At 61.6% G+C, this 19,507-nt stretch carries 17 protein-coding genes; 13 read left to right on the plus strand and 4 right to left on the minus strand.

Translation table 11 applies throughout. The features are described from left to right. The first annotated feature begins 2 nt into the window (after positions 1-2). Entirely contained in the window at positions 3-1,046 is a 1,044-nt protein-coding gene (locus DWZ01_RS02135; RefSeq protein WP_117847885.1) for a sensor histidine kinase, read from the plus strand. Between the two features lie 214 nt (positions 1,047-1,260). On the opposite strand, the gene DWZ01_RS02140 is transcribed toward DWZ01_RS02135, so the two are convergent. Next, entirely contained in the window at positions 1,261-1,698 is a 438-nt protein-coding gene (locus DWZ01_RS02140) for a universal stress protein (protein ID WP_006235921.1), read from the minus strand. Positions 1,699-1,945: 247 nt separating this feature from the next. On the opposite strand from DWZ01_RS02140, the gene DWZ01_RS02145 reads away from it, so the two are divergent. Continuing rightward, complete coding sequence (locus DWZ01_RS02145; protein ID WP_117847886.1) at positions 1,946-2,926, plus strand: undecaprenyl-diphosphate phosphatase; 981 nt, start codon at positions 1,946-1,948, stop codon at positions 2,924-2,926. Between the two features lie 295 nt (positions 2,927-3,221). Next, positions 3,222-6,122, plus strand: a complete 2,901-nt coding sequence (locus tag DWZ01_RS02150) for an ATP-dependent helicase (protein ID WP_117847888.1) — start codon at positions 3,222-3,224, stop codon at positions 6,120-6,122. Positions 6,123-6,400: 278 nt separating this feature from the next. On the opposite strand, the gene DWZ01_RS02155 is transcribed toward DWZ01_RS02150, so the two are convergent. Further along, a complete protein-coding gene (locus DWZ01_RS02155) occupies positions 6,401-7,339 on the minus strand; it encodes a type I phosphomannose isomerase catalytic subunit (RefSeq protein WP_117840134.1) in 939 nt (312 codons plus the stop codon). A 68-nt stretch (positions 7,340-7,407) separates the two neighbouring features. After that, positions 7,408-8,127 carry a GntR family transcriptional regulator gene (locus DWZ01_RS02160; RefSeq protein WP_117840133.1) on the minus strand — a complete coding sequence of 240 codons (720 nt, stop codon included), beginning with the start codon at positions 8,125-8,127 and terminating at the stop codon, positions 7,408-7,410. Between the two features lie 282 nt (positions 8,128-8,409). Here DWZ01_RS02160 and DWZ01_RS02165 point away from each other — a divergent pair, with 282 nt between their 5' ends. The 3 genes from DWZ01_RS02165 (at position 8,410) to nhaA (ending at position 12,034) form a co-directional block, all read left to right on the plus strand. Then, complete coding sequence (locus DWZ01_RS02165) at positions 8,410-9,363, plus strand: ROK family protein (protein WP_231500764.1); 954 nt, start codon at positions 8,410-8,412, stop codon at positions 9,361-9,363. A gap of 121 nt (positions 9,364-9,484) precedes the next feature. Further along, the gene (locus DWZ01_RS02170) at positions 9,485-10,408 is read left to right on the plus strand and encodes a manganese-dependent inorganic pyrophosphatase (RefSeq protein WP_117840131.1); all 924 of its coding nucleotides are present in this window, start codon (positions 9,485-9,487) and stop codon (positions 10,406-10,408) included. 267 nt (positions 10,409-10,675) lie between these two features. Further along, the gene (nhaA, locus tag DWZ01_RS02175) at positions 10,676-12,034 is read left to right on the plus strand and encodes a Na+/H+ antiporter NhaA (RefSeq protein ID WP_117847890.1); all 1,359 of its coding nucleotides are present in this window, start codon (positions 10,676-10,678) and stop codon (positions 12,032-12,034) included. Positions 12,035-12,120: 86 nt separating this feature from the next. Here nhaA and DWZ01_RS02180 read toward each other — a convergent pair whose 3' ends face one another. Continuing rightward, positions 12,121-12,375 carry a hypothetical protein gene (locus tag DWZ01_RS02180; protein ID WP_117847892.1) on the minus strand — a complete coding sequence of 85 codons (255 nt, stop codon included), beginning with the start codon at positions 12,373-12,375 and terminating at the stop codon, positions 12,121-12,123. A gap of 149 nt (positions 12,376-12,524) precedes the next feature. Between DWZ01_RS02180 and DWZ01_RS02185 the strand changes: the two genes are divergently transcribed. From DWZ01_RS02185 to DWZ01_RS02215, 7 genes are all read left to right on the plus strand, one after another. Beyond that, the gene (locus DWZ01_RS02185; protein WP_117847893.1) at positions 12,525-13,829 is read left to right on the plus strand and encodes an aminotransferase class I/II-fold pyridoxal phosphate-dependent enzyme; all 1,305 of its coding nucleotides are present in this window, start codon (positions 12,525-12,527) and stop codon (positions 13,827-13,829) included. A gap of 51 nt (positions 13,830-13,880) precedes the next feature. Then, positions 13,881-14,195 carry an STAS domain-containing protein gene (locus DWZ01_RS02190; RefSeq protein WP_117769921.1) on the plus strand — a complete coding sequence of 105 codons (315 nt, stop codon included), beginning with the start codon at positions 13,881-13,883 and terminating at the stop codon, positions 14,193-14,195. Between the two features lie 153 nt (positions 14,196-14,348). Further along, positions 14,349-14,936, plus strand: coding sequence for a twin-arginine translocase TatA/TatE family subunit (locus DWZ01_RS02195; protein WP_158556976.1), 588 nt, complete (start codon positions 14,349-14,351; stop codon positions 14,934-14,936). Further along, a complete protein-coding gene (gene tatC / locus DWZ01_RS02200; RefSeq protein WP_022093860.1) occupies positions 14,936-15,727 on the plus strand; it encodes a twin-arginine translocase subunit TatC in 792 nt (263 codons plus the stop codon). The genes DWZ01_RS02195 and tatC overlap by 1 nt, the downstream gene beginning before the upstream one ends. 6 nt (positions 15,728-15,733) lie before the next feature. Next, complete coding sequence (locus DWZ01_RS02205) at positions 15,734-16,090, plus strand: hydrogenase maturation nickel metallochaperone HypA (RefSeq protein ID WP_117847896.1); 357 nt, start codon at positions 15,734-15,736, stop codon at positions 16,088-16,090. Positions 16,091-16,145: 55 nt separating this feature from the next. Further along, the gene (gene hypB / locus DWZ01_RS02210) at positions 16,146-16,829 is read left to right on the plus strand and encodes a hydrogenase nickel incorporation protein HypB (protein WP_006235936.1); all 684 of its coding nucleotides are present in this window, start codon (positions 16,146-16,148) and stop codon (positions 16,827-16,829) included. Positions 16,830-16,883: 54 nt separating this feature from the next. Beyond that, complete coding sequence (locus DWZ01_RS02215) at positions 16,884-19,478, plus strand: DNA topoisomerase I (RefSeq protein ID WP_117847898.1); 2,595 nt, start codon at positions 16,884-16,886, stop codon at positions 19,476-19,478. Positions 19,479-19,507 lie beyond the last annotated feature (29 nt).

Raw genomic sequence — 19,507 nt, forward strand, 5'->3', positions numbered from 1 at the left:
CTATGTCGTTTGGCAAGTTCTTTAAAGATGCGCTGCTTCCCGTCGCCGTGTGGACGTGCGGCGTGCTGCTGAGCTGCTTTGTGCTGACGGTCGCCGGCGCACCCGTTTCCATCGTGGTCGTGGCGGTTGGCGTGTCCTTCATCTTTGGCATGCTCGGCATCGTGATCGAGTACGCGCGCCGTCGTCGATTTTTGCACCAGCTGGAGCGCGCGGCCGAGGAGCTGGAAAGCCCCGCATGGGTGCAGGAGATGGTGCAGTGCCCGACTTATGCCGAGGGCGAGCTCGAGTACGAGGTCTTGCGCCGGGTGGGCAAAGCCGCTTGTGACGAGGTTGCCGAAGGCAGGCGCCAGACCGATGACTATCGCGACTATATCGAGAGCTGGGTCCACGAGGCCAAGCTGCCTCTGGCGGCAGCCCATCTGATTTTGGAAAACCTGGACGGCAGCGAAGATGATCTGTCGCGCGTAGATGACCTCGGTCGCGAGCTTGCCCGCGTGGAGCGCTATATCGATCAAGCGCTGTACTACGCGCGCTCGGAAGTCGTGGAACGCGACTACCTGATTCGCCGCTGGGACCTTAAGACCTTGGTGACGGGCGCGATTAAAGCCAACGCGCGCGAGCTCATTGCGGCGCATGTGGCCCCGGTGTGCGAGAACCTCGACTTCGAGGTCTTTACCGACGAGAAGTGGCTCGAGTTTATTCTGGGCCAGCTCATTCAGAACAGCATTAAATATGCGTGCGAGGACGGCGCGAAGATCGTGTTTTCGGGCGCGTTGCTGGACGAGGGCCTGGCAAGCGAGCGCATCGAGCTTACCGTTGCGGACAACGGCTGCGGCGTGAGCGCGGCCGACCTGCCGCGTGTGTTCGAGAAGGGTTTTACCGGCGACAACGGCCGCACCACCAAGCGTGCAACGGGCATCGGCCTCTACCTGGTGGCGCGCCTGTGCTCCAAGATGGGCATCGACGTCACCGCGGCATCGGAGCCGGGCGAAGGCTTCGTCGTAACATTCGCTTTTTCAACGAACAAGTTCCAATACTTTGAGTAACGCACACGGCAGACGCCCGCCCAAACAAAAACGTGCCGCCTCAAACAAAACGTGCCGCCCCAAATGGGGCGGCACGCCATTTTTCTATCAGACAACTCGCTGAAGTAAGGCCGCGGGGCCGGGAGGGGTTTCCTAAGGGCACATCCCGCAGCCGCAACGCGGCGAGGACGTGCCCGTGGAAACCCCGCAGGCCCCGCGGCCGGTGGGAGCAACGCTACTTCACGACCAAGATGTCGCAGTCCGTATTGCGCAGCAGGAACGTCGAAATCGAACCCAGCAGCGCATACTTGATCGAGGACAGGCCGCGGGCGCCGCAGAGCACCAGGTCGGGCTTAACCACGTCGAGCATCTCGTCCTTAAGCGTCTCGCGAATGCGGCCGGCGCGAATCATGACCTCGACCTCGGGGATGTCGGGATTGGCCTTAGCCTCTTCGAGCTGCTTGGCGATGGAGTTCTTAAACGCCTCCTCTAGGCCGTTGACCAGATCGACCGGATAGGAACCGGCGCTCTCGAGTGCCGTGGAATCGATAACGTGGCCGATGATTAGCTTGGCGCCGTTGTTCGCGGCGACCTTGATGGCGCGTGCGAGCACAAAATCCTGCTGCTCAGTACCGTCGAGTGAAACAAATACCTTGGTGTAGCCCTCGTTCATGGTTTCCTCCTTGGTCTATCGCACGGGCGCGGGGCTCGTGCGTCGGGCGGGCGCGGGCGCGTTGGCCGCCGGACACTTTATCTTGTTGCAGTTATACCCAAGGATTTCGGTTTGACCGCTCGCAATTCTGTGAACGGACGAGTTTTTTGGTAAGGGTAGGCGCAGGCGCGCCCGAACGGTTGATAATGGGACATCGCCCGCACCGTCCGCAGAACAATATCGGCGGGTGTCTAACGAGGGGGTCCCTTTGGATATCATCGAGCTTCTAAAATCTGCCTTCATGGGCCTGGTCGAGGGCATCACCGAATGGCTGCCTGTTTCGTCGACCGGTCACATGATCTTGGTGGACGAGTTCGTCAAGATGAACGTGAGCGAGACGTTCTGGAATATGTTCCTGGTTGTGATTCAGCTCGGCGCCATTCTGGCCGTCTGTGTGCTGTTCTTCCATGAGCTCAACCCGTTCTCGCCCAGCAAGGGTAAGGAGGGCCGTCGCGACACCTGGGTGCTGTGGGGCAAGATTGTGCTCGGCTGCATTCCCGCCGCGGCGATCGGCCTGCCGCTCAACGACTGGATGGAGGAGCATTTCTACAATGCTCCCGTCGTGGCGCTGGCGCTCATTGTGTACGGCGTGCTGTTTATCGTGATCGAGAACTGGCGCGCGAACAAGCGCGAGGAAATGGCCGTTGCCGGTTCGTTTGGTTCGCGTGCTGTGGTGTCGGGTGGACGTCCCGCCGGTGCGCACTTTGCGGCGCCCGCCGCGGCTACCGCTGAGGATGAGGGCGATGACGAGGATCTGGACTTTGGTTCCATCACCACGCTCGAGGACCTGAGTTGGAAGACCGCACTGGGCATCGGATGCTTCCAGGTGCTCTCGCTGATTCCGGGCACGTCGCGCTCCGGTTCCACCATCATCGGCGGCCTGCTTTTGGGCTGCACGCGTTCGGTGGCGTCCAAGTTTACGTTCTTCCTGGCCATCCCTGTCATGTTTGGCGCGAGTGCGCTCAAGCTGGTCAAGTATTTCATCAAGGGCGGTACGTTCGGTGCCAACGAGGTCGCCATCCTGGGCGTGGGCTGCGTTGTGGCCTTTGTGGTTTCGCTCATCGCCATCAAGTGGCTTATGGGCTTCGTCCGCCGTCACGACTTCAAGTGCTTCGGCGTCTACCGCATCATTCTGGGCATCGTGGTGCTTGCGTACTTCTTCGTCTTGGAGCCTATGCTCGGCCTGTAACTTGGTTGACGCTGCGCGGCGGCCAGAACGACAACTTGTCATTCAAAGAGGGTGGCATGACCAAAAGGTCTATGCCGCCCTCTTTTCATGCCAATTTGTTCGTTCTGGCCGCCGCTCGCTGCCGTTGCCGTGACATCGGTGGCTCCATTGCACCAAATCCGCTGGGGCGGGCCTGACGGTGGCGCACGGAGTCGTGGTGTGATTTGCGTCGGTGTCCGCGCGGCTCGGTATACTGGTACGGCTCAAACTATGGCGCCGCCCGCAGGCGCGCCGTCCGTCAGATGAGGAGTCGCCCATGACCCAGCCCCTGCCCTGGGAAAAGAACGCCACGGTACCCGTTCCGCCCGCGCCGGAACCCGTGCCGTTCGATGCATACACCGCCCCCGCTGCGCCGGAGCCCGAGCTCGTTCCGCTCGACATCTACGACGCTCCCGTGCCGTCGCCCAAGCCCGCCAAGCCGCTCGTCGACATCGACAGCCTTAATCCCGCCCAGCGCGAGGCCGTCCTGACCACCGAGGGCCCGTTGCTGGTGCTCGCCGGCGCCGGCTCGGGCAAGACCCGCGTCTTGACCTTCCGCATCGCACATATGCTCGGCGATCTGGGCGTTAAGCCTTGGCAGGTTCTTGCCATCACGTTTACCAACAAGGCCGCGGCAGAGATGCGCGAGCGTCTGGCAGCGCTCATCCCCAGCGGCACCCGCGGTATGTGGGTGTGCACCTTCCATGCCATGTGTGTGCGCATGCTGCGCGAGGACGCCGACCTGCTGGGCTACACCGGCCAGTTCACCATCTACGATGACGATGACTCAAAGCGCATGGTGCGTGACATTATGCAGGCGCTCGGCATCGAGCAAAAGCAGTTCCCCATCAACATGATCCGCAGCAAGATCAGCTCGGCCAAAAACGCCATGATCGGCCCCGAGGACATGCTCAAGAGCGCCGATAGCCCCAACGACAAAAAGGCCGCGCAGGTCTACCTAGAGCTGGAGCGCCGCCTGCGCGCCGCCAATGCGATGGACTTCGACGACCTGCTCGTGCGCGCGCTCGAGCTGCTGCGCACCCGTCCCGAGGTGCTCGATAAGTACCAAGAGCGCTTCCGCTACATTAGCGTCGACGAGTATCAGGACACCAACCACGTCCAGTACGAGATCGCCAACCTGCTGGCCGCCAAGTACCAAAACCTCATGGTCGTAGGCGACGATGACCAGTCCATTTATAGCTGGCGTGGCGCCGACATCACCAACATCTTGGACTTTGAGAAGGACTTTAAAAACTGCAAGACCGTCAAGCTGGAGCAGAACTATCGTTCCACGGGTCACATCCTGAGCGCCGCCAACGCCGTGGTGCGCCACAACTCGCAGCGCAAGGACAAGCGCCTGTTTACGGCCGAGGGCGATGGCGAGAAGATCCAGGCCTTCCAGGCGAGCGATGAGCGCGACGAGGGCCGCTGGATTGCCGGTGAGATCGAGAAGCTGCACTCCAAGGGCACGAGCTACGACGACATCGCCGTGTTCTACCGTACCAACGCCCAGTCGCGTATTCTCGAAGATATGTTCCTGCGCGCGGGCGTGCCCTACAAGATTGTGGGCGGCACGCGATTCTTCGACCGTGCCGAGATCCGCGACGTCATGGCCTACCTCAAGATGATCGTGAACCCGGCCGACGAGATGAGCGTCAAGCGCGTCATCAACACACCTCGCCGTGGTATCGGCTCCACCTCGATCCAAAAGATCGAGCAGCTGGCGCGCGACAACCGCTGCTCGTTCTTCCAGGCCTGCGAGATCGCGTGCGCCGAGACCGGTATGTTTAGCGCCAAGGTGCGCAATGGCCTGTCGAGCTTTGTGTCGCTGGTGCGCGAGGGTCGCCGCATGGACGGCGAGCTCAAGGACGTTGTCGAGATGATTGTCGATAAGACGGGCCTACTGCAGGCTTTCCGCGCCGAGGGCACCATGGAGTCCGAGAGCCGCGCCGAGAACATCCAGGAATTCCTGGGCGTCGCCGCCGAATTTGAGGAGACGCACGAGGATATCGAAGGTACGCTCGAGAGCTTGGAAGAGCTGCGCGCTGCCGGTGTTGCCGATGTGCCTGCTAGCGCCGAGCCCGAGCCTGTCGTGGTGAGCGCGCCTGCGCCCGAACCGGGGCCATCTGCCCCGGTATCCTCGTTTGAGGCGCTCGTTGGCGCGCGTGACGCCGCGGGCTCCAATCCGCTCGATAGCTTGGCCGCTCCGGCGCTGTCTCCGCAGGATGCCCTGGCCGCCGCCATCGCGGGCAACGCGTATGCCGCGCCGACGGAGATGCCGGCGGGTGCCGTGCATGCCGACGAGATCGAGCGCACCTACGGTCCGCTCACCTGTAAGGCGCTGCCGGCGCTCATGGAGTGGCTGGCCCTGCGCTCCGACTTGGATTCCCTGGCCGGCGAGACGCATGCCATTACCATGATGACCATCCACTCCGCCAAGGGCCTGGAGTTCCCGGCGGTGTTCGTGGCCGGCATGGAGGAGGGTATCTTCCCGCACGTGCACGACTTTGGCGGTAGTGACGATCCGGGCAAGCTCGAGGAGGAGCGTCGCTTGGCCTACGTCGCCATCACGCGTGCTCGCAAGCGCCTGTTCCTGACCTATGCGGCCACGCGTCGCACCTACGGCTCGACCTCTGCCAACCCGCGCTCGCGCTTCCTCAACGAGATTCCGTTTGAGGATATCGAGTTTAGCGGCATCGGTTCTGCCGGTTTTGAGGGCACGGGCTGGGAGAAACGCGGCGACCGACACGGCACCTTTGGATCGGGTATGGGCTCGGACATGTATGGCGGCAAGGTGTTTGGTTCGCATACGCGCTCGACCGGCGGTTCTGGTTCACGTGGTGGATCGAGCTTTGACGATTTCTTTGGCGGCAGCAGCTACGGGACCGAGCGCCATCGTGGGGTTTCGCCCGATGCCGGCCGTGTTGCCTCGACCTTTGGTTCGGGTGCGCCGCGAGCCAAAAAGCCGTCGTCCAAGGTGTCCCCGACGGTGGAGCGCAAGGTCGATCGTGCCAGCGCATCGCAGGACTTTGCCGCGGGCGATACCGTGAGCCACAAGACTTTTGGCACGGGTACCGTGCTCTCGGTCGTCGGAGACATGATCGAGGTCCAATTCGAAAAGACCGGCCAGACCAAAAAGCTTATGAAGGGCTTTGCTCCGATCGTCAAGCTGTCGTGATCCCGGCGGACCTGGGCGGGCGTATGGGGCAACATCGCCTGCTCGGGCAGTCCTGCTCGCACGGAGAGCACATTAAGTGCTCTCCGGCTCGTGCGGAACTCGCGATCGATGTTGCCCCATACGCCCGCCCAGGTCCTTAGATAACGTTGCTTGCGAACGTCGCTCTGCTCGTCCGCTTTTTTGATCTGGAGAGCCGGGTGGGCTGATATATATGGATAAGGGGCTCCTCCGTTGGTGGACGGGGGAGCCCCTTGTTGCGTTTTGGTTGTTGCTGCGACCTAGAGGTGGCTGATGATCAGTTCCATCTTGCCTTCGAGGTCGATGGAGCTGACGGTGTTCGGGGCCAGCAGGTGGCTTCCCTTGTGGACGGGGTCGCCGCAGACGGTGCCTTCGCCGTCGATGACCGACAGGCACATGAAGGGCCAGCGCTGGTCGAGGATCTTGCTGCCGTCGACACGCACGCGATCGACGGTGTAGCAGGGGTTAGACTCGAGCTCGGTCACGCCGTCCACCTCGGGCGCGGTCACGGTACCATCGACCGGGGCCTGGACGTCAAAGTCGATGCAGTCGAGGCTCTGCTTAATGTGCAGCGGGCGCAGTTTGCCGTCGGTGCCCGGGCGATCATAGTCGTACAGACGATACGTCACGTCGCTCGACTGCTGCGTTTCCAAAATGAGCGTGCCGGCCTTGATGGCGTGAACGGTACCGGAATCAATCTGGAAAAAGTCGCCCTTGTGGATCGGTAGTACGTTGAGCATGTCGTCCCAGCGGCCGTCCTTGATCATCTGTGCGGCCTCAGTGCGGTCTTTAGCACGCTGGCCGACGATGATCGTGGCGCCGGGCTCGCAATCCAGCACGTACCAGCACTCGGTTTTACCCAGGCTGCCGTTCTCGTGCTCGGCGGCGTACTCGTCGTTGGGATGAATCTGGATCGAAAGGTCGTCCTTGGCGTCCAGAATCTTGATGAGCAGCGGGAACTCCTTGCCCTCGCAGTTGCCAAAGAGCTCGCGGTGCTCGGCCCACAGCCACGACAGCGTGTGGCCGGCGTACGGTCCCTCCGCAATCTGGCAGTCACCGTTGGGATGGGCCGAGATGGCCCAGCACTCACCGATGGGACCTTCGGGAATGTCGTAACCAAATACGGTTTCGAGCTGGCGGCCACCCCAGATCTTCTCGTGGAAGATCGGCGTCAGTTTAATCAAATCGGACATATTCATACCCCCATTATGTTGCGCGGGCGTTGCACAAAACAGCTCAAAACGAGCGCCCGCGTGACTACAAAAACCTATGCCAACGTTACGTTGTGCAACTCAAAGCGGTCGCCAACGTTGCGCGAGATCGAATACTCAAAGGCGGCGCCGCTGTCCAAAAAGCCAATTTGGGTGAGCTCGAGCAGGGGAGAGCCAAGTTTGGTGTCCAGACGCTCGGCTTCTTCCTCGGTTGCTGCCACGGCGCGAATGGTACGGTGGAAGCTCGAAATCTTCAGCCCACATTGCTCGCGGATGAAGCGGTAGACCGATCCGTACAGGTCCTTCTTTTTCAGCCCCGGAATCAGCTCGAGGGGCATGTAGGTGTACTCGATAACGATGGGCTTCTCATCGGCCTGGCGCACGCGCACAACGTGATAGGCAAAGTCATCCTCGGCAATTCCCAGCTGGGCTGCGATGTCCGCCGGTGGATTAACGATCGAGAAATCGTAGACCACCGAGGTCACCTTCTCCCCGCGGTGCTCATACGAAAAACCCTGGGCACGGTCGTTTTTGCCCTGGAAAAACGCCTGGCCGGGAAGCCCCGCCGTGTCCTTAACGTAGGTACCCGATCCACGCCGGCTGGTAATAAGACCTTCTTCGGTGATTTGTTCAATAGCTCGTTTGACGGTGATTTTGGAAACGTTATAGAGCTTGCAGAACTCAACGACGGTAGGAAGCTTGTCGCCCGGTTTAAGAGCGCCATCCTCGATAGTGCGACGAATATCTGCAGCTATCGCCTCGTATTTGGGAATCATGGAACCTCCTTTCCAACTTGGTTGAGTATAAAAGAAAGTATAGTTAACACCTAAGCATCCCTATTATATATTTAAAAAGTTCGAGAAAGATATAATTAAAAGTTGCTTTGCATATAAATTAGAGCGCTCTAAATAGATAAACATCTGAGTAATGTCGTGTTAAGCGGCCATTCGCGTTTTCCCAGATAAAACCTGCCAAAACAAACCTGTCCCTTTTTGGTAGGTTTTTGCCTTGGGAGCGGTACCATACAGGCAATGTTTAAACGAGAAAGGCGGGCTCCCATGGAACCTAAGCAGTACTACATCGGCATCGACGTCGGCGGCACTTCGGTTAAGGAGGGCCTGTTCGACGAGGACGGCAACCTGCTTGCCAAGGCCAGCGTGCCCACGCCTCCTATCGTTGACGCTGCGGGCTTTGCCGCGGTGACCGAGGCTATCGACCAGGTGGTCGCCAAGGCACAGATTCCGCGTGCCTTTGTGGCGGGCATTGGCCTGGCCGTTCCGTGTCCCATCCCGGCGTCGGGCGATGCCAAGGTCAAGGCCAACATTGCCATTAACCTGCCCGAGCTGAGGGTCGCCATTCAGGAGCACTGCCCCGATGCGGTCGTTAAGTATGAGAACGATGCCAACGCCGCTGCCATGGGCGAGGCCTGGCTCGGTTCTGCCAAGGGCGTGCAGAACGTAGTTATGGTCACCATCGGTACCGGCGTGGGCGGCGGCGTTATCGTTAACGGCGATGTGGTATCGGGCGTTGTGGGTGCTGGCGGCGAGATCGGCCACATGTGCCTGAACCCGGCTGAGGAGCGCACCTGCGGCTGCGGCGGCCATGGCCACCTGGAGCAGTATTCCAGCGCCACCGGCGTGGTGAGCAACTACCTTGCCGAGTGCAAGAAGGCGGGCGTCGACCCCATCGAGCTCACCGGCCCCTCCGATTCCAAGGACGTGTTCCAGGCCTGCCGCGAGGGCGACAAGCTTGCGCTGGCCGCGGCCGATACCATGGCCGACTATCTCGGTCGCGCACTGGCGCTTATTGCCAACGTGGTTGATCCCGAGATGTTCCTCATCGGCGGCGGCGCCTCTGCCTCGGCCGATGTCTACCTCGACAAGGTTCGCGAGCACTTTAAGCAGTACGCGCTTTCCGCCTCGCGCGAGACGCCCATTAAGGTCGCTTCGCTCGGAAACGACGCCGGCATCATCGGTGCCGCCTACGTAGCCCTGCGCGCCGCCGGCAAATAGCTGGTGCAAGGAGGCCAAGGCTGCGCCCCAAAATATGCCGTGGCCCTTCCGTCTGCGAAGGCTCGGCATCGGCGTGCTACCATAGCTACGTCCAAGTACACATATCAAGTGGAGGATATCCATGGCAAACGTTCTTGTCTTTGGTCACCAGAACCCCGATAACGACGCCATCATGAGCGCACTCGTCCTGTCCCAGTTGCTCAACCAGGTTGAGTATGCCGGCAACACCTACGAGGCCTGCGCCCTTGGTCAGCTTCCGGCCGAGTCCGCCAAGCTGCTCGCCGACGCTGGCATTGCCGAGCCCCGCGTGATTGATTCCGTCGAGGCCGGTCAGCTCGTCGTCCTCACCGACCACAACGAGTCTGCCCAGTCCGTCGCCGGCCTTAAGGACGCCACGGTCTTTGGCGTCATCGACCATCACCGCATCGGCGACTTCGAGACCGCCGGTCCGCTGCACTACATCTGCCTGCCCTGGGGCTCCAGCTGCACCATCGTCACCAAGCTTGCCGGCGTGCTCGGCGTTGAGCTTTCCGACGTCCAGGCCAAGCTGCTGCTCTCGGCCATGATGACCGACACGCTCATGCTCAAGAGCCCCACCACCACCGATGTCGACCGCGCCGTCGCCGCCAAGCTCGGCGAGCAGGTGGGCGTCGATCCGGTCAAGTTTGGCATGGAGGTCTTCCTCACCCGTCCGTCCGGCTCCTTCACTGCAGCCGAGATGGTCGGCAACGACATCAAGATGTTCGAGCCCGCCGGCAAGAAGCTGCTCATCGGCCAGTACGAGACCGTCGACAAGAGCCGTGCGCTTGGCATGATTGACGAGATCCGCGAGGCCATGCGCGCCTACGCCGCCGAGAAGGGTGCCGACGGCATTGTCCTGTGCATTACCGACATCATGGAGGAGGGCTCGCAGGTCCTGCTCGAGGGCGAGACCGAGGCTGCTCAGAAGGGTCTGGGCATTGCCGACGAGCACGACGGCGTCTGGATGCCGGGCGTCCTCTCCCGTAAGAAGCAGGTCGCTGCCCCCATCATGGCCGCCTGCTAGGTTTAGTTGACCAAACGCCACGACCGGATCGCGGACGCCCCGCGCTCCGGTCGTTTTTTGTGCGCGGCGCCGCGTTGTCTCTTGGACAGGCGTGCCCGTGCCGTTGAGCAAATAATGTTCAACCTGTGGTTCCGCTTTTCGGTCACGCCTGCGTGCTTGTCGTGCAGGGTAGGCTAGATGCAAGCGTAATACGTTAGAGCGCGGCGCCGCCACTTGGGCGGGCCGTGCTTTTTTAAGACGGGAGCTTTCCCGTGAAAGGAGCCACCCATGGCAGCAACTGAGCAGCTGTTCAACGTTCGTGAGCGCAAGCGTTTTGAGCGCCACGACATCTGGGAGCGCATCGCCGAGAACGGCACGATTTCCGCCGCCGTCATGGTCTTCGCCGCCATCGCCGCCGTCATTTGCGCCAATACCGATGCCTACGAGGCCATCCATCACTTTTTGGAGACCCCGCTGTATGTGGGTCTGGGCAACCTTACGGCCGGTCTCACCGTTGAGCTTTTCGTCAACGACTTCCTCATGGCGATTTTCTTTTTGCTGGTGGGCATTGAGCTCAAGTATGAAATGACGGTCGGCGAGCTCAAAAACCCGCGCCAGGCTATGCTTCCCATGCTGGCGGCCGTGGGCGGCGTCGTCGTTCCCGCCTGCATCTATCTGATCTTTAACCATGCCGGCGCGCACAACGGCTGGGCCATTCCCATGGCAACCGATATTGCCTTTGCGCTGGGCGTGCTGTCGCTTTTGGGCAATCGCGTGCCCAACGGCGTGCGTGTGTTCTTCTCGACGCTCGCCATCGCCGACGACCTCATCTCCATCGCCGCCATCGCCATCTTCTACGGTCAGAGCCCCAATCCGTTTTGGTTGGGCGCCGCCGCGCTTGTGACCTGCGCGCTCGTGTGGCTCAACAGGACGCAGCATTACCGCCTTGCCCCGTACTCGGTGCTGGGCCTGCTGCTGTGGTTCTGCATGTTCAAGAGCGGCGTGCACGCTACGCTTGCCGGCGTCATCCTGGCCTTCACCATCCCGGCCAAGTGCGGCGTCAAGCTCGATAGCCTCACCGATTGGTTGGGGGAGTGCCTGCCGCTGCTCGATGACCGCTACGATGACGAGGCGCACATCCTGGGTCAGCATGACTTTACCGTCTCGACCACCAAGGTCGAGCGCGTCATGCACCGCGTGACCCCGCCGCTCATCCGCATGGAGCGTCTGATCTCCACGCCGGTCAACTTTGTGATTCTGCCGATCTTTGCGTTCGTGAACGCGCAGGTTCGCCTAGTGGGCGTGGACATGAGCACGCTGCTCACCGACCCGGTGACGCTCGGCGTGTACTTTGGCATGCTGCTGGGCAAGCCGATCGGAATCTTTGGCATGACGTTTGCCCTGGTTAAGCTCAAGATTTCCGAGCTGCCGCGCAATGTCAACTGGCACATGATTGCCGGTGTGGGCATTCTGGGCGGCATCGGCTTTACGATGTCGATTCTCATCAGCGGTCTTGCTTTCCCGACGGCCCAGTTTGAGGTTCTGGCTGCCAAGGCCGCCATCCTTGCCGGTTCGGTCACCGCGGCCGTGCTTGGCATGATCTACATGAGCGTGGTCTGCAAACACCCCGCGCCCAAGGACGAGTAAGAGCACATACAAGTTTGAAAACGCCGCCTGTGAACACCATCACAAGCGGCGTTTTAGTCATTGGGGACGTTCTTAAATGACTAGGCTTATTCCACGGTGCCGTAGATGGCGCCCCAGCCGTGGGCGGCCAAGGCGGAGTTGAGCTGGTCGCAAAGTGACTGGCGGTCGTAATAGCCGGGCGGTAGCAGGTTGACGATTTCCATGAGATCGGGCGCGAGGTCCAAGATCTCGGCCTGCACGATGAGATCCAGGCGGTCGATGGTGTGGCGGTCGTAAAACAGTCCGTCGACCAGGCGCTGCAGGTCGCCGAATTCCTCGGCCTGGAACGATCCGTACTCCATAGTGCCTCCTTGGGCGCTTCACGCCGGCATGCGCGGCGATTCGTAATTTATTGCGATGGACTTAATCTATCACGGCTTCATAACGTTGTGACGGTGGCGGTCTATACTTAGAAGAATTGCAACGTACCGCTTCGTGAAAGGTCGCACCCATGCAGACGATCTACCAGAAGATGGAAACCACCGAACTCGATGCCGCCATCGAGGCGCTCAAAGCCGAGGTCGCCGAGGTCAAGGCCAAGGGCCTGGCGCTCGACATGGCCCGCGGCAAGCCGTCGCCCTCCCAGGTGGACATCTCTCGACCCATGCTCGATATCCTCAATGCCGATGCCGACCTGCACGACGGCAACGTCGACTGTTCCAACTACGGCTGCTTTGAGGGCATTCCCTCGGCACGCAAGCTGGCGGGGGAGTTCCTGGGCTGCCCCGCCGAGCAGACGCTCGTGCTGGGTTCGTCGAGCCTGCTGATCGAGCACGACATCGCCGGTATGTTCTGGCGCTGCGGCTCGTGCGGCAGCGAGCCCTGGGATGCCTACGAGGCTGCCCACGACGGCAAGAAGGTCAAGTTCCTGTGCCCTGTTCCCGGCTACGACCGCCACTTTGGCATCACCGCCGATCTGGGTATCGAGAACGTCCCCGTCGCGATGACCGACAACGGCCCCGACATGGACGAGGTCGAGCGCCTCGTCGCCGCCGACGATTCCATCAAGGGCATCTGGTGCGTGCCCAAGTATTCCAACCCCACGGGCATCACCTTTAGCGAGGACACTGTGCGCCGCCTGGTTGAGATGCCCACGGCCGCACCCGATTTCCGCATCTTCTGGGACAACGCCTACTGCGTGCACGACCTGTACGACGAGACCGACGAGCTCGCAAACATCTTTGACCTCGCTCGCGCGGCGGGCACCGAGGACCGCGTGGTGGCATTTGCCTCGACGTCCAAGATCACCTTCCCGGGCGCCGGTATCGGCTTTATCGGTGCGAGCCCCGCGGTCATCGCCGAGTTCTCCAAGCGCCTGAAGGCCGGCCTCATCAGCGCCGACAAGCTCAACCAGCTACGTCACGTGCGTTTCCTTCCCACCATCGAGGCGGTCAAGGAGCACATGAAAAAGCATGCCGAGTTTCTGCGCCCGCGCTTTGAGGCCGTTGAGCGCAAGCTCACCGAGGGCCTGGGCGAGACGGGCTGCGCCACCTGGACGCACCCCCGCGGCGGCTACTTTGTAAGCTTCGATGGTCCCGAGGGTTCAGCCCAGAAGGTCGCCGCGCTCTGCGCCGACCTGGGCGTCAAGCTCACGCCGGCTGGTGCCACCTGGCCTTATGGCAAGGACCCGCGCGACACCAACATCCGCATCGCGCCGAGCTATCCCACGGTCGAGGACCTGGAGGCCGCGCTCGATGTGCTGGTGCTGGCCGTCAAGCTTGTCGCTGCCGAGCTTGCGCGTGCCGAGCGCGCCTAACGCGCGGCTTCCCGTACTATCCGCACTTTCGATACGTAAAGGAGCGTATACATGGATTTGGGTATTTCCACCAACCCCACGCCGGAGATCTACACCATTAAGGTAACCGGCGAGATCGATATCTCTAACGCCGATAGCCTGCGCAATGCTATCGACCTGGCGCTCGAGCAGCCCACTGAGGCCGTTGAGCTCGATTTTGCCCAGGTGAGCTACATCGATTCGACGGGCATTGGCGTGCTCGTGGGCGCCGCGCACCACGCGGTCGACCACGGTAAGCGCTTTAGCTGCACTAATGTGCAGCCCCAGGTGATGCGCGTGGTTCAGCTGCTGGGCGTCGACCAGGAGATTTCGATCACGGCGGCATAATCTTTGCCCCCAAAGGGGCATGCCGTTTGGCATATGTTTGTGATGCGCTCGGACGTTTTGGCGTCCGGGCGCTATACTTGACCGAATGAATAGACGAGTTCCGGCCGAATGGCGCGGTGCGGGCTCGACTCACATCGAGCCTTGGAGGTATGTGTGTTTGGTATTGGAGAGGGTGAGCTCGCGATCATCGTGGTCTTCGGCTTTTTGCTGTTTGGCCCGGATAAGCTCCCACAGATGGGCCGCACGATCGGCCGTGCCATCCGTCAGTTCCGCGAGACGCAGGAAAAGATGACGGCCGTTGTTCAGTCCGAGATAATCGATCCGGTGAGCGAGGCCGCGTCGGCCCCGGTCAAGCCCAAGAAGGCTGCCGTCGATGACGATTCCGATGCAGACGAGGATGCCGTCGAGACGGCTGCGCCCGCAAAGAAGGAGACCTTTGCCGAGCGCCGTGCCCGCCTTGCCGCCGAGAAGGCCGCGAGCGAGGCTGCCGCCGAGGGCGAGGGTGCTGCTGAGGAGTCCGAGGCCGAGAGCGCCGAGCCTGCCGCTGCCGCCGAGCCTGTCGTCGAGCCCGAGCCTGCTGCAGAGCCGGAGTCCGAGCCCGAGCCGGCAGAGCCCACGACGGCTGACCTCTACGCCCGTCGTCCCCGCAAGCGCAAGGCCGTCGTCGACCAGCTCGCTCGCGAGCTCGAGGCCGAGGACGACGCTGCTGCCGCCGACGCCCCGAAGGGAGGCGATGAGTAATGCCTATCGGACCTGCGCGTATGCCGCTCTTCGATCACCTGGGAGAGCTCCGTCGCCGCCTGACCATCGTGGTCGTGTCGGTGTTTGCCGCCGCTATCGTGCTGTATTTCGCCACGCCTGTTGTGCTCGACATCCTGGAAGATCCCATCCGCTCCTTTGTGCCGGACGGTAAGTTCTACATCACTACCACGCTCGGCGGCTTTGGCTTGCGCTTCTCGCTGGCCATCAAGATGGCCGTTGTCATGTGCACGCCCATGATCATCTGGCAGATCTTGGCGTTTTTCTTGCCGGCGCTTCGCCCCAACGAGCGCAAGTGGGTCGTGCCCACGGTGCTCGCCTCGACGGTGCTGTTCTTCCTGGGCGCCATCTTTTGCTACTTCATCATCATTCCTGCGGGCTTTGAGTGGCTCATCGGCGAGACCTCGGCCGTCGCTACGGCGCTGCCCGATCTGGAGAACTACGTCAACATGGAGCTGCTCTTTATGATCGGCTTTGGCGTGGCGTTTGAGCTGCCGCTCATCATCTTCTATCTGTCCGTCTTCCACATCGTGTCCTACGCTGCTTTCCGCGGTGCCTGGCGTTATGTATACGTTGGCCTGCTTGTGGGCTCGGCTGTGATTACGCCCGACGGCTCGCCCGTTACGCTGGGCCTCATGTATGGTGCCCTGCTCTCGCTCTACGAGATTTCGCTCGCCATTGCCCGCGTGGTCATTACCGCGCGCGAGGGCAAGGAGGGCTTGTTTGTGAGCCGTCTGGACCTGTTCTCGGACGATGAGGACGACGAGGAGTAAATCGGTATGCACGAGGTTGGCATTGTCAACGGCATACTCGATACAGTGATTCGCGCGGCGCGTGGGGCGGGGGCCTTGCGCGCCGTTTTGGTAACGCTGCGTATCGGGGATATGACCGAAGTTGTGCGCGAGGCGCTGGACTTTGCGTGGGAGACATTTCGCGATGAGGACCCGCTCACGCGGGGCTGCGAGCTCGCGGTTGAGGAGATTCACCCACAAAGTGAATGCCTGGACTGCGGCGAGGTCTTCGACCACGATCGCTTCCACTGTCGCTGTCCCCAGTGTGGTGGTGCCAACGTGCGCCTACTGCACGGCCGCGAGCTCGATATCGCGAGTATCGAAATCGAAACCCCCGACGATTAGCCCGCTAGCCATCTGGTGATGGGGTATAAAGGGGCCAAAGTAAGGAGCGCTAAGTATGGCTGAGAAAACGATTGATATCGCGTCGCCGATTCTGTCGCGCAACGAGCGCCTGGCAGATCAGCTGCGTCAGCGATTTAATGAGACAAACACCTATGTGATCAACGTCTTGTCGAGCCCCGGTTCGGGCAAGACCACCACGATCCTGGGCACCAACGAGCGCCTGCGTGACAAGGCCGGCCTGCGCTGTGCCGTCATCGAGGGCGATATCGCCTCGGATGTCGACGCCATCACCATGAAGGAAGCCGGCATGCCCGCCATCCAGATCAACACGGGCGGCCTGTGCCACCTCGAGGGCAACATGATCATGGAGGCCGTTGACGCGTTTGACCAGGCTGTGGGTCTGGAAAACATCGACGTCATCTTTATCGAAAACGTGGGCAACTTGGTCTGCCCGGTCGACTTTGACCTGGGCGAGAACCTGTCCATCATGATTCTCTCGGTGCCCGAGGGCGACGACAAGCCCATCAAGTACCCGGGCATCTTCCAGCACGCTGGCGCGCAGCTGCTCAATAAGGTCGACGTGGCCCCGGCTTTCGATTTTGACATGGATAGGTATACTAAGACACTCGATGACCTCAATCCGCAGGCGCCGCGGTTTGCCGTGAGCGCGCGCAAGGGCGAGGGCATGGACGCCTGGTGCGATTGGCTCATCGGGCAGATCGAGCAAGCAAGGGCGTAAATCGGCCGCCATACGGGCGGGCGTAGCCGTAGAGATACGAGATAGGAGCCTCTTTTGAAGCTCATCATCGCCGAGAAAAACGACGCCGCGCGTCAGATCGCCGAGCGGCTGTCCACGGGTAAGCCTAAAAAGGACAAGGTGTACAACACTGCCATCTACCGTTTTGAGTGGAAGGGCGAGGAGTGCGTGACGATCGGTCTTGCCGGTCACATCCTTGCGCCCGATTTTTGCGACAGCGTGCTGTTCGATAAAAAGCTGGGCTGGTATTCGGTCACCGAGGACGGCGAGATGCTGCCGGCCGACATGCCCGATGGCCTGGCTCGTCCGCCTTACGACACCAAGCGTAAGCCGTTCCTTGCCGATGGCATCTCCATCAAGGGCTGGAAGCTCGAGAGTCTGCCCTATCTCACCTGGGCACCCGTCATTAAGCTGCCGGCCGAGAAAGAGCTCATTCGCTCGCTCAAGAACCTTGCCAAGAAGTCCGACAGCGTCATCATCGCTACGGACTTCGATCGCGAGGGCGAGCTGATCGGTTCGGACGCCCTCAACAAGGTGCGCGAGGTGGCGCCGGACTTGCCGGTTGCCCGCGCCCAGTATTCTTCGTTTACCAAGGCCGAGATCACGCAGGCCTTCGATAATCTCGTCTCGCTCGACCAGAACCTGGCCGACGCAGGCGAGAGCCGTCAGCACATCGACCTCATTTGGGGTGCGGTGCTGACGCGCTACCTGACGCTCGCCAAGTTTGGCGGCTTTGGTAACGTGCGCTCCGCCGGCCGCGTGCAGACGCCGACGCTTGCCCTGGTGGTCGAGCGCGAGCGCGAGCGCATGGCGTTTGTGCCCGAGGACTATTGGCAGATTCGCGGCATGGGTGCCGCGCAGGGCGCTGCCGAGGACGATCGCTTTAAGATCGCGCACAAGACGGCGCGCTTTACCGACAAGGATGCTGCTGAGACGGCGTACGGCCATGTTGACGGCGTCGCGACGGCAACCGTCGCCGCGGTGACCAAGCGCTCGCGCAAGCAGCAGCCGCCCACGCCGTTTGCGACCACCTCGCTGCAGGCTGCCGCCGCGGCCGAGGGCATCTCGCCTGCGCGTACCATGCGCATCGCTGAGTCCCTCTACATGGCCGGTCTCATCAGCTACCCGCGTGTCGACAATACCGTGTACCCCGCGACGCTCGATCTGGGCGCCGTGGTGAGCGACCTGGCAAAGATCAACCCGGCGCTGGCGCCCGTATGCAAAAAGGTGCTTGCCGGCCCCATGAAGCCTACGCGCGGCAAAGTCGAGACCACCGACCACCCGCCTATCTATCCCACGGGCGAGGGCGATCCGTCCACGCTCGACGGCGGCCAGCGCAAGCTCTACGACCTCATCGCCCGCCGCTTCCTGGCGACGCTCATGGGTCCCGCGACCATCGAGAACACCAAGCTCGAGCTCGATGTGAACGGTGAGCCGTTCGTGGCTTCGGGCGATGTGCTCGTGACCCCGGGTTTCCGCGAGGCCTACCCGTATGGCCTTAAACGCGACGAGCAGATGCCGCCGCTTGAGCAGGGCGATACGGTCGACGTATTCGACATTAAGCTCGAGGCCAAGCAGACCGAGCCGCCCGCGCGCTACAGCCAGGGCAAGCTCGTGCAGGAGATGGAGAAGCGCGGCCTGGGCACCAAGTCCACGCGCGCGAGCATCATCGAGCGCCTGTACGCCGTGCGCTATCTCAAAAATGATCCCGTTGAGCCGAGCCAGCTGGGTATCGCCATCATCGATGCGCTGTCGCAGTTTGCCCCGCGCATCACGAGCCCCGATATGACCAGCGAGCTCGACGGCGACATGACCCGTGTGGAGCGCGGCGAGGATACCGAAGAGCATGTCGTGATGCACTCGCGCGCGCTGCTGGCTGGCGTGCTCGACGAGCTGCTCAAGCACACGCAGGAGCTGGGCGACGCCATCAGCGACGCCGTCACGGCCGATGCGCGCGTGGGAGCTTGCCCCAAGTGCGGCAAGGACCTGGTTATGAAGACGAGCGCCAAGACCCGTGGCAGCTTCATTGGCTGCATGGGCTGGCCCGACTGCGATGTGACCTATCCGGTGCCGAGCGGCGTCAAGGTGAGTCCGCTCGAGGGCGAGGCGGCCGTGTGCCCCGAGTGCGGCGCGCCGCGCATTAAATGCCAGCCGTTCCGTCAGAAGGCTTTCGAGATCTGCGTGAACCCCACGTGCCCCACCAACTACGAGCCCGACCTTAAGGTGGGCGAGTGCAAGGTGTGTGCCGAGGCCGGACGTCATGGCGACCTGATCGCGCACAAGAGTGAGAAGAGCGGCAAGCGCTTTATCCGCTGCACCAACTACGATGACTGCGGCGTGAGCTATCCTCTGCCGGCGCGCGGTAAGCTCGAGGCGACGGGTGAGACCTGCCCCGAGTGCGGCGCCCCCATCGTGGTGGTCAACACGGCGCGCGGCCCGTGGCGTATCTGCGTCAACATGGACTGCCCGACCAAGGAGAAGAAGCCCGCCCGCGGCCGCAAGACCACGACTAAGGCGAGCACGGCCAAGAAGACGACGGCGGCCAAGAAGACGACGGCTAAGAAAGCCACTGCCGCCAAGAAGACGACCGCGAAGAAGTCGACTACCAAGAAAGTAGCCTCCGACAAGTAACGGCGCGGTCGAAACATTGCCTAAAAAAC

The organism is Collinsella sp. AF28-5AC (assembly GCF_003457875.1).
Classification (GTDB): Bacteria; Actinomycetota; Coriobacteriia; order Coriobacteriales; family Coriobacteriaceae; genus Collinsella.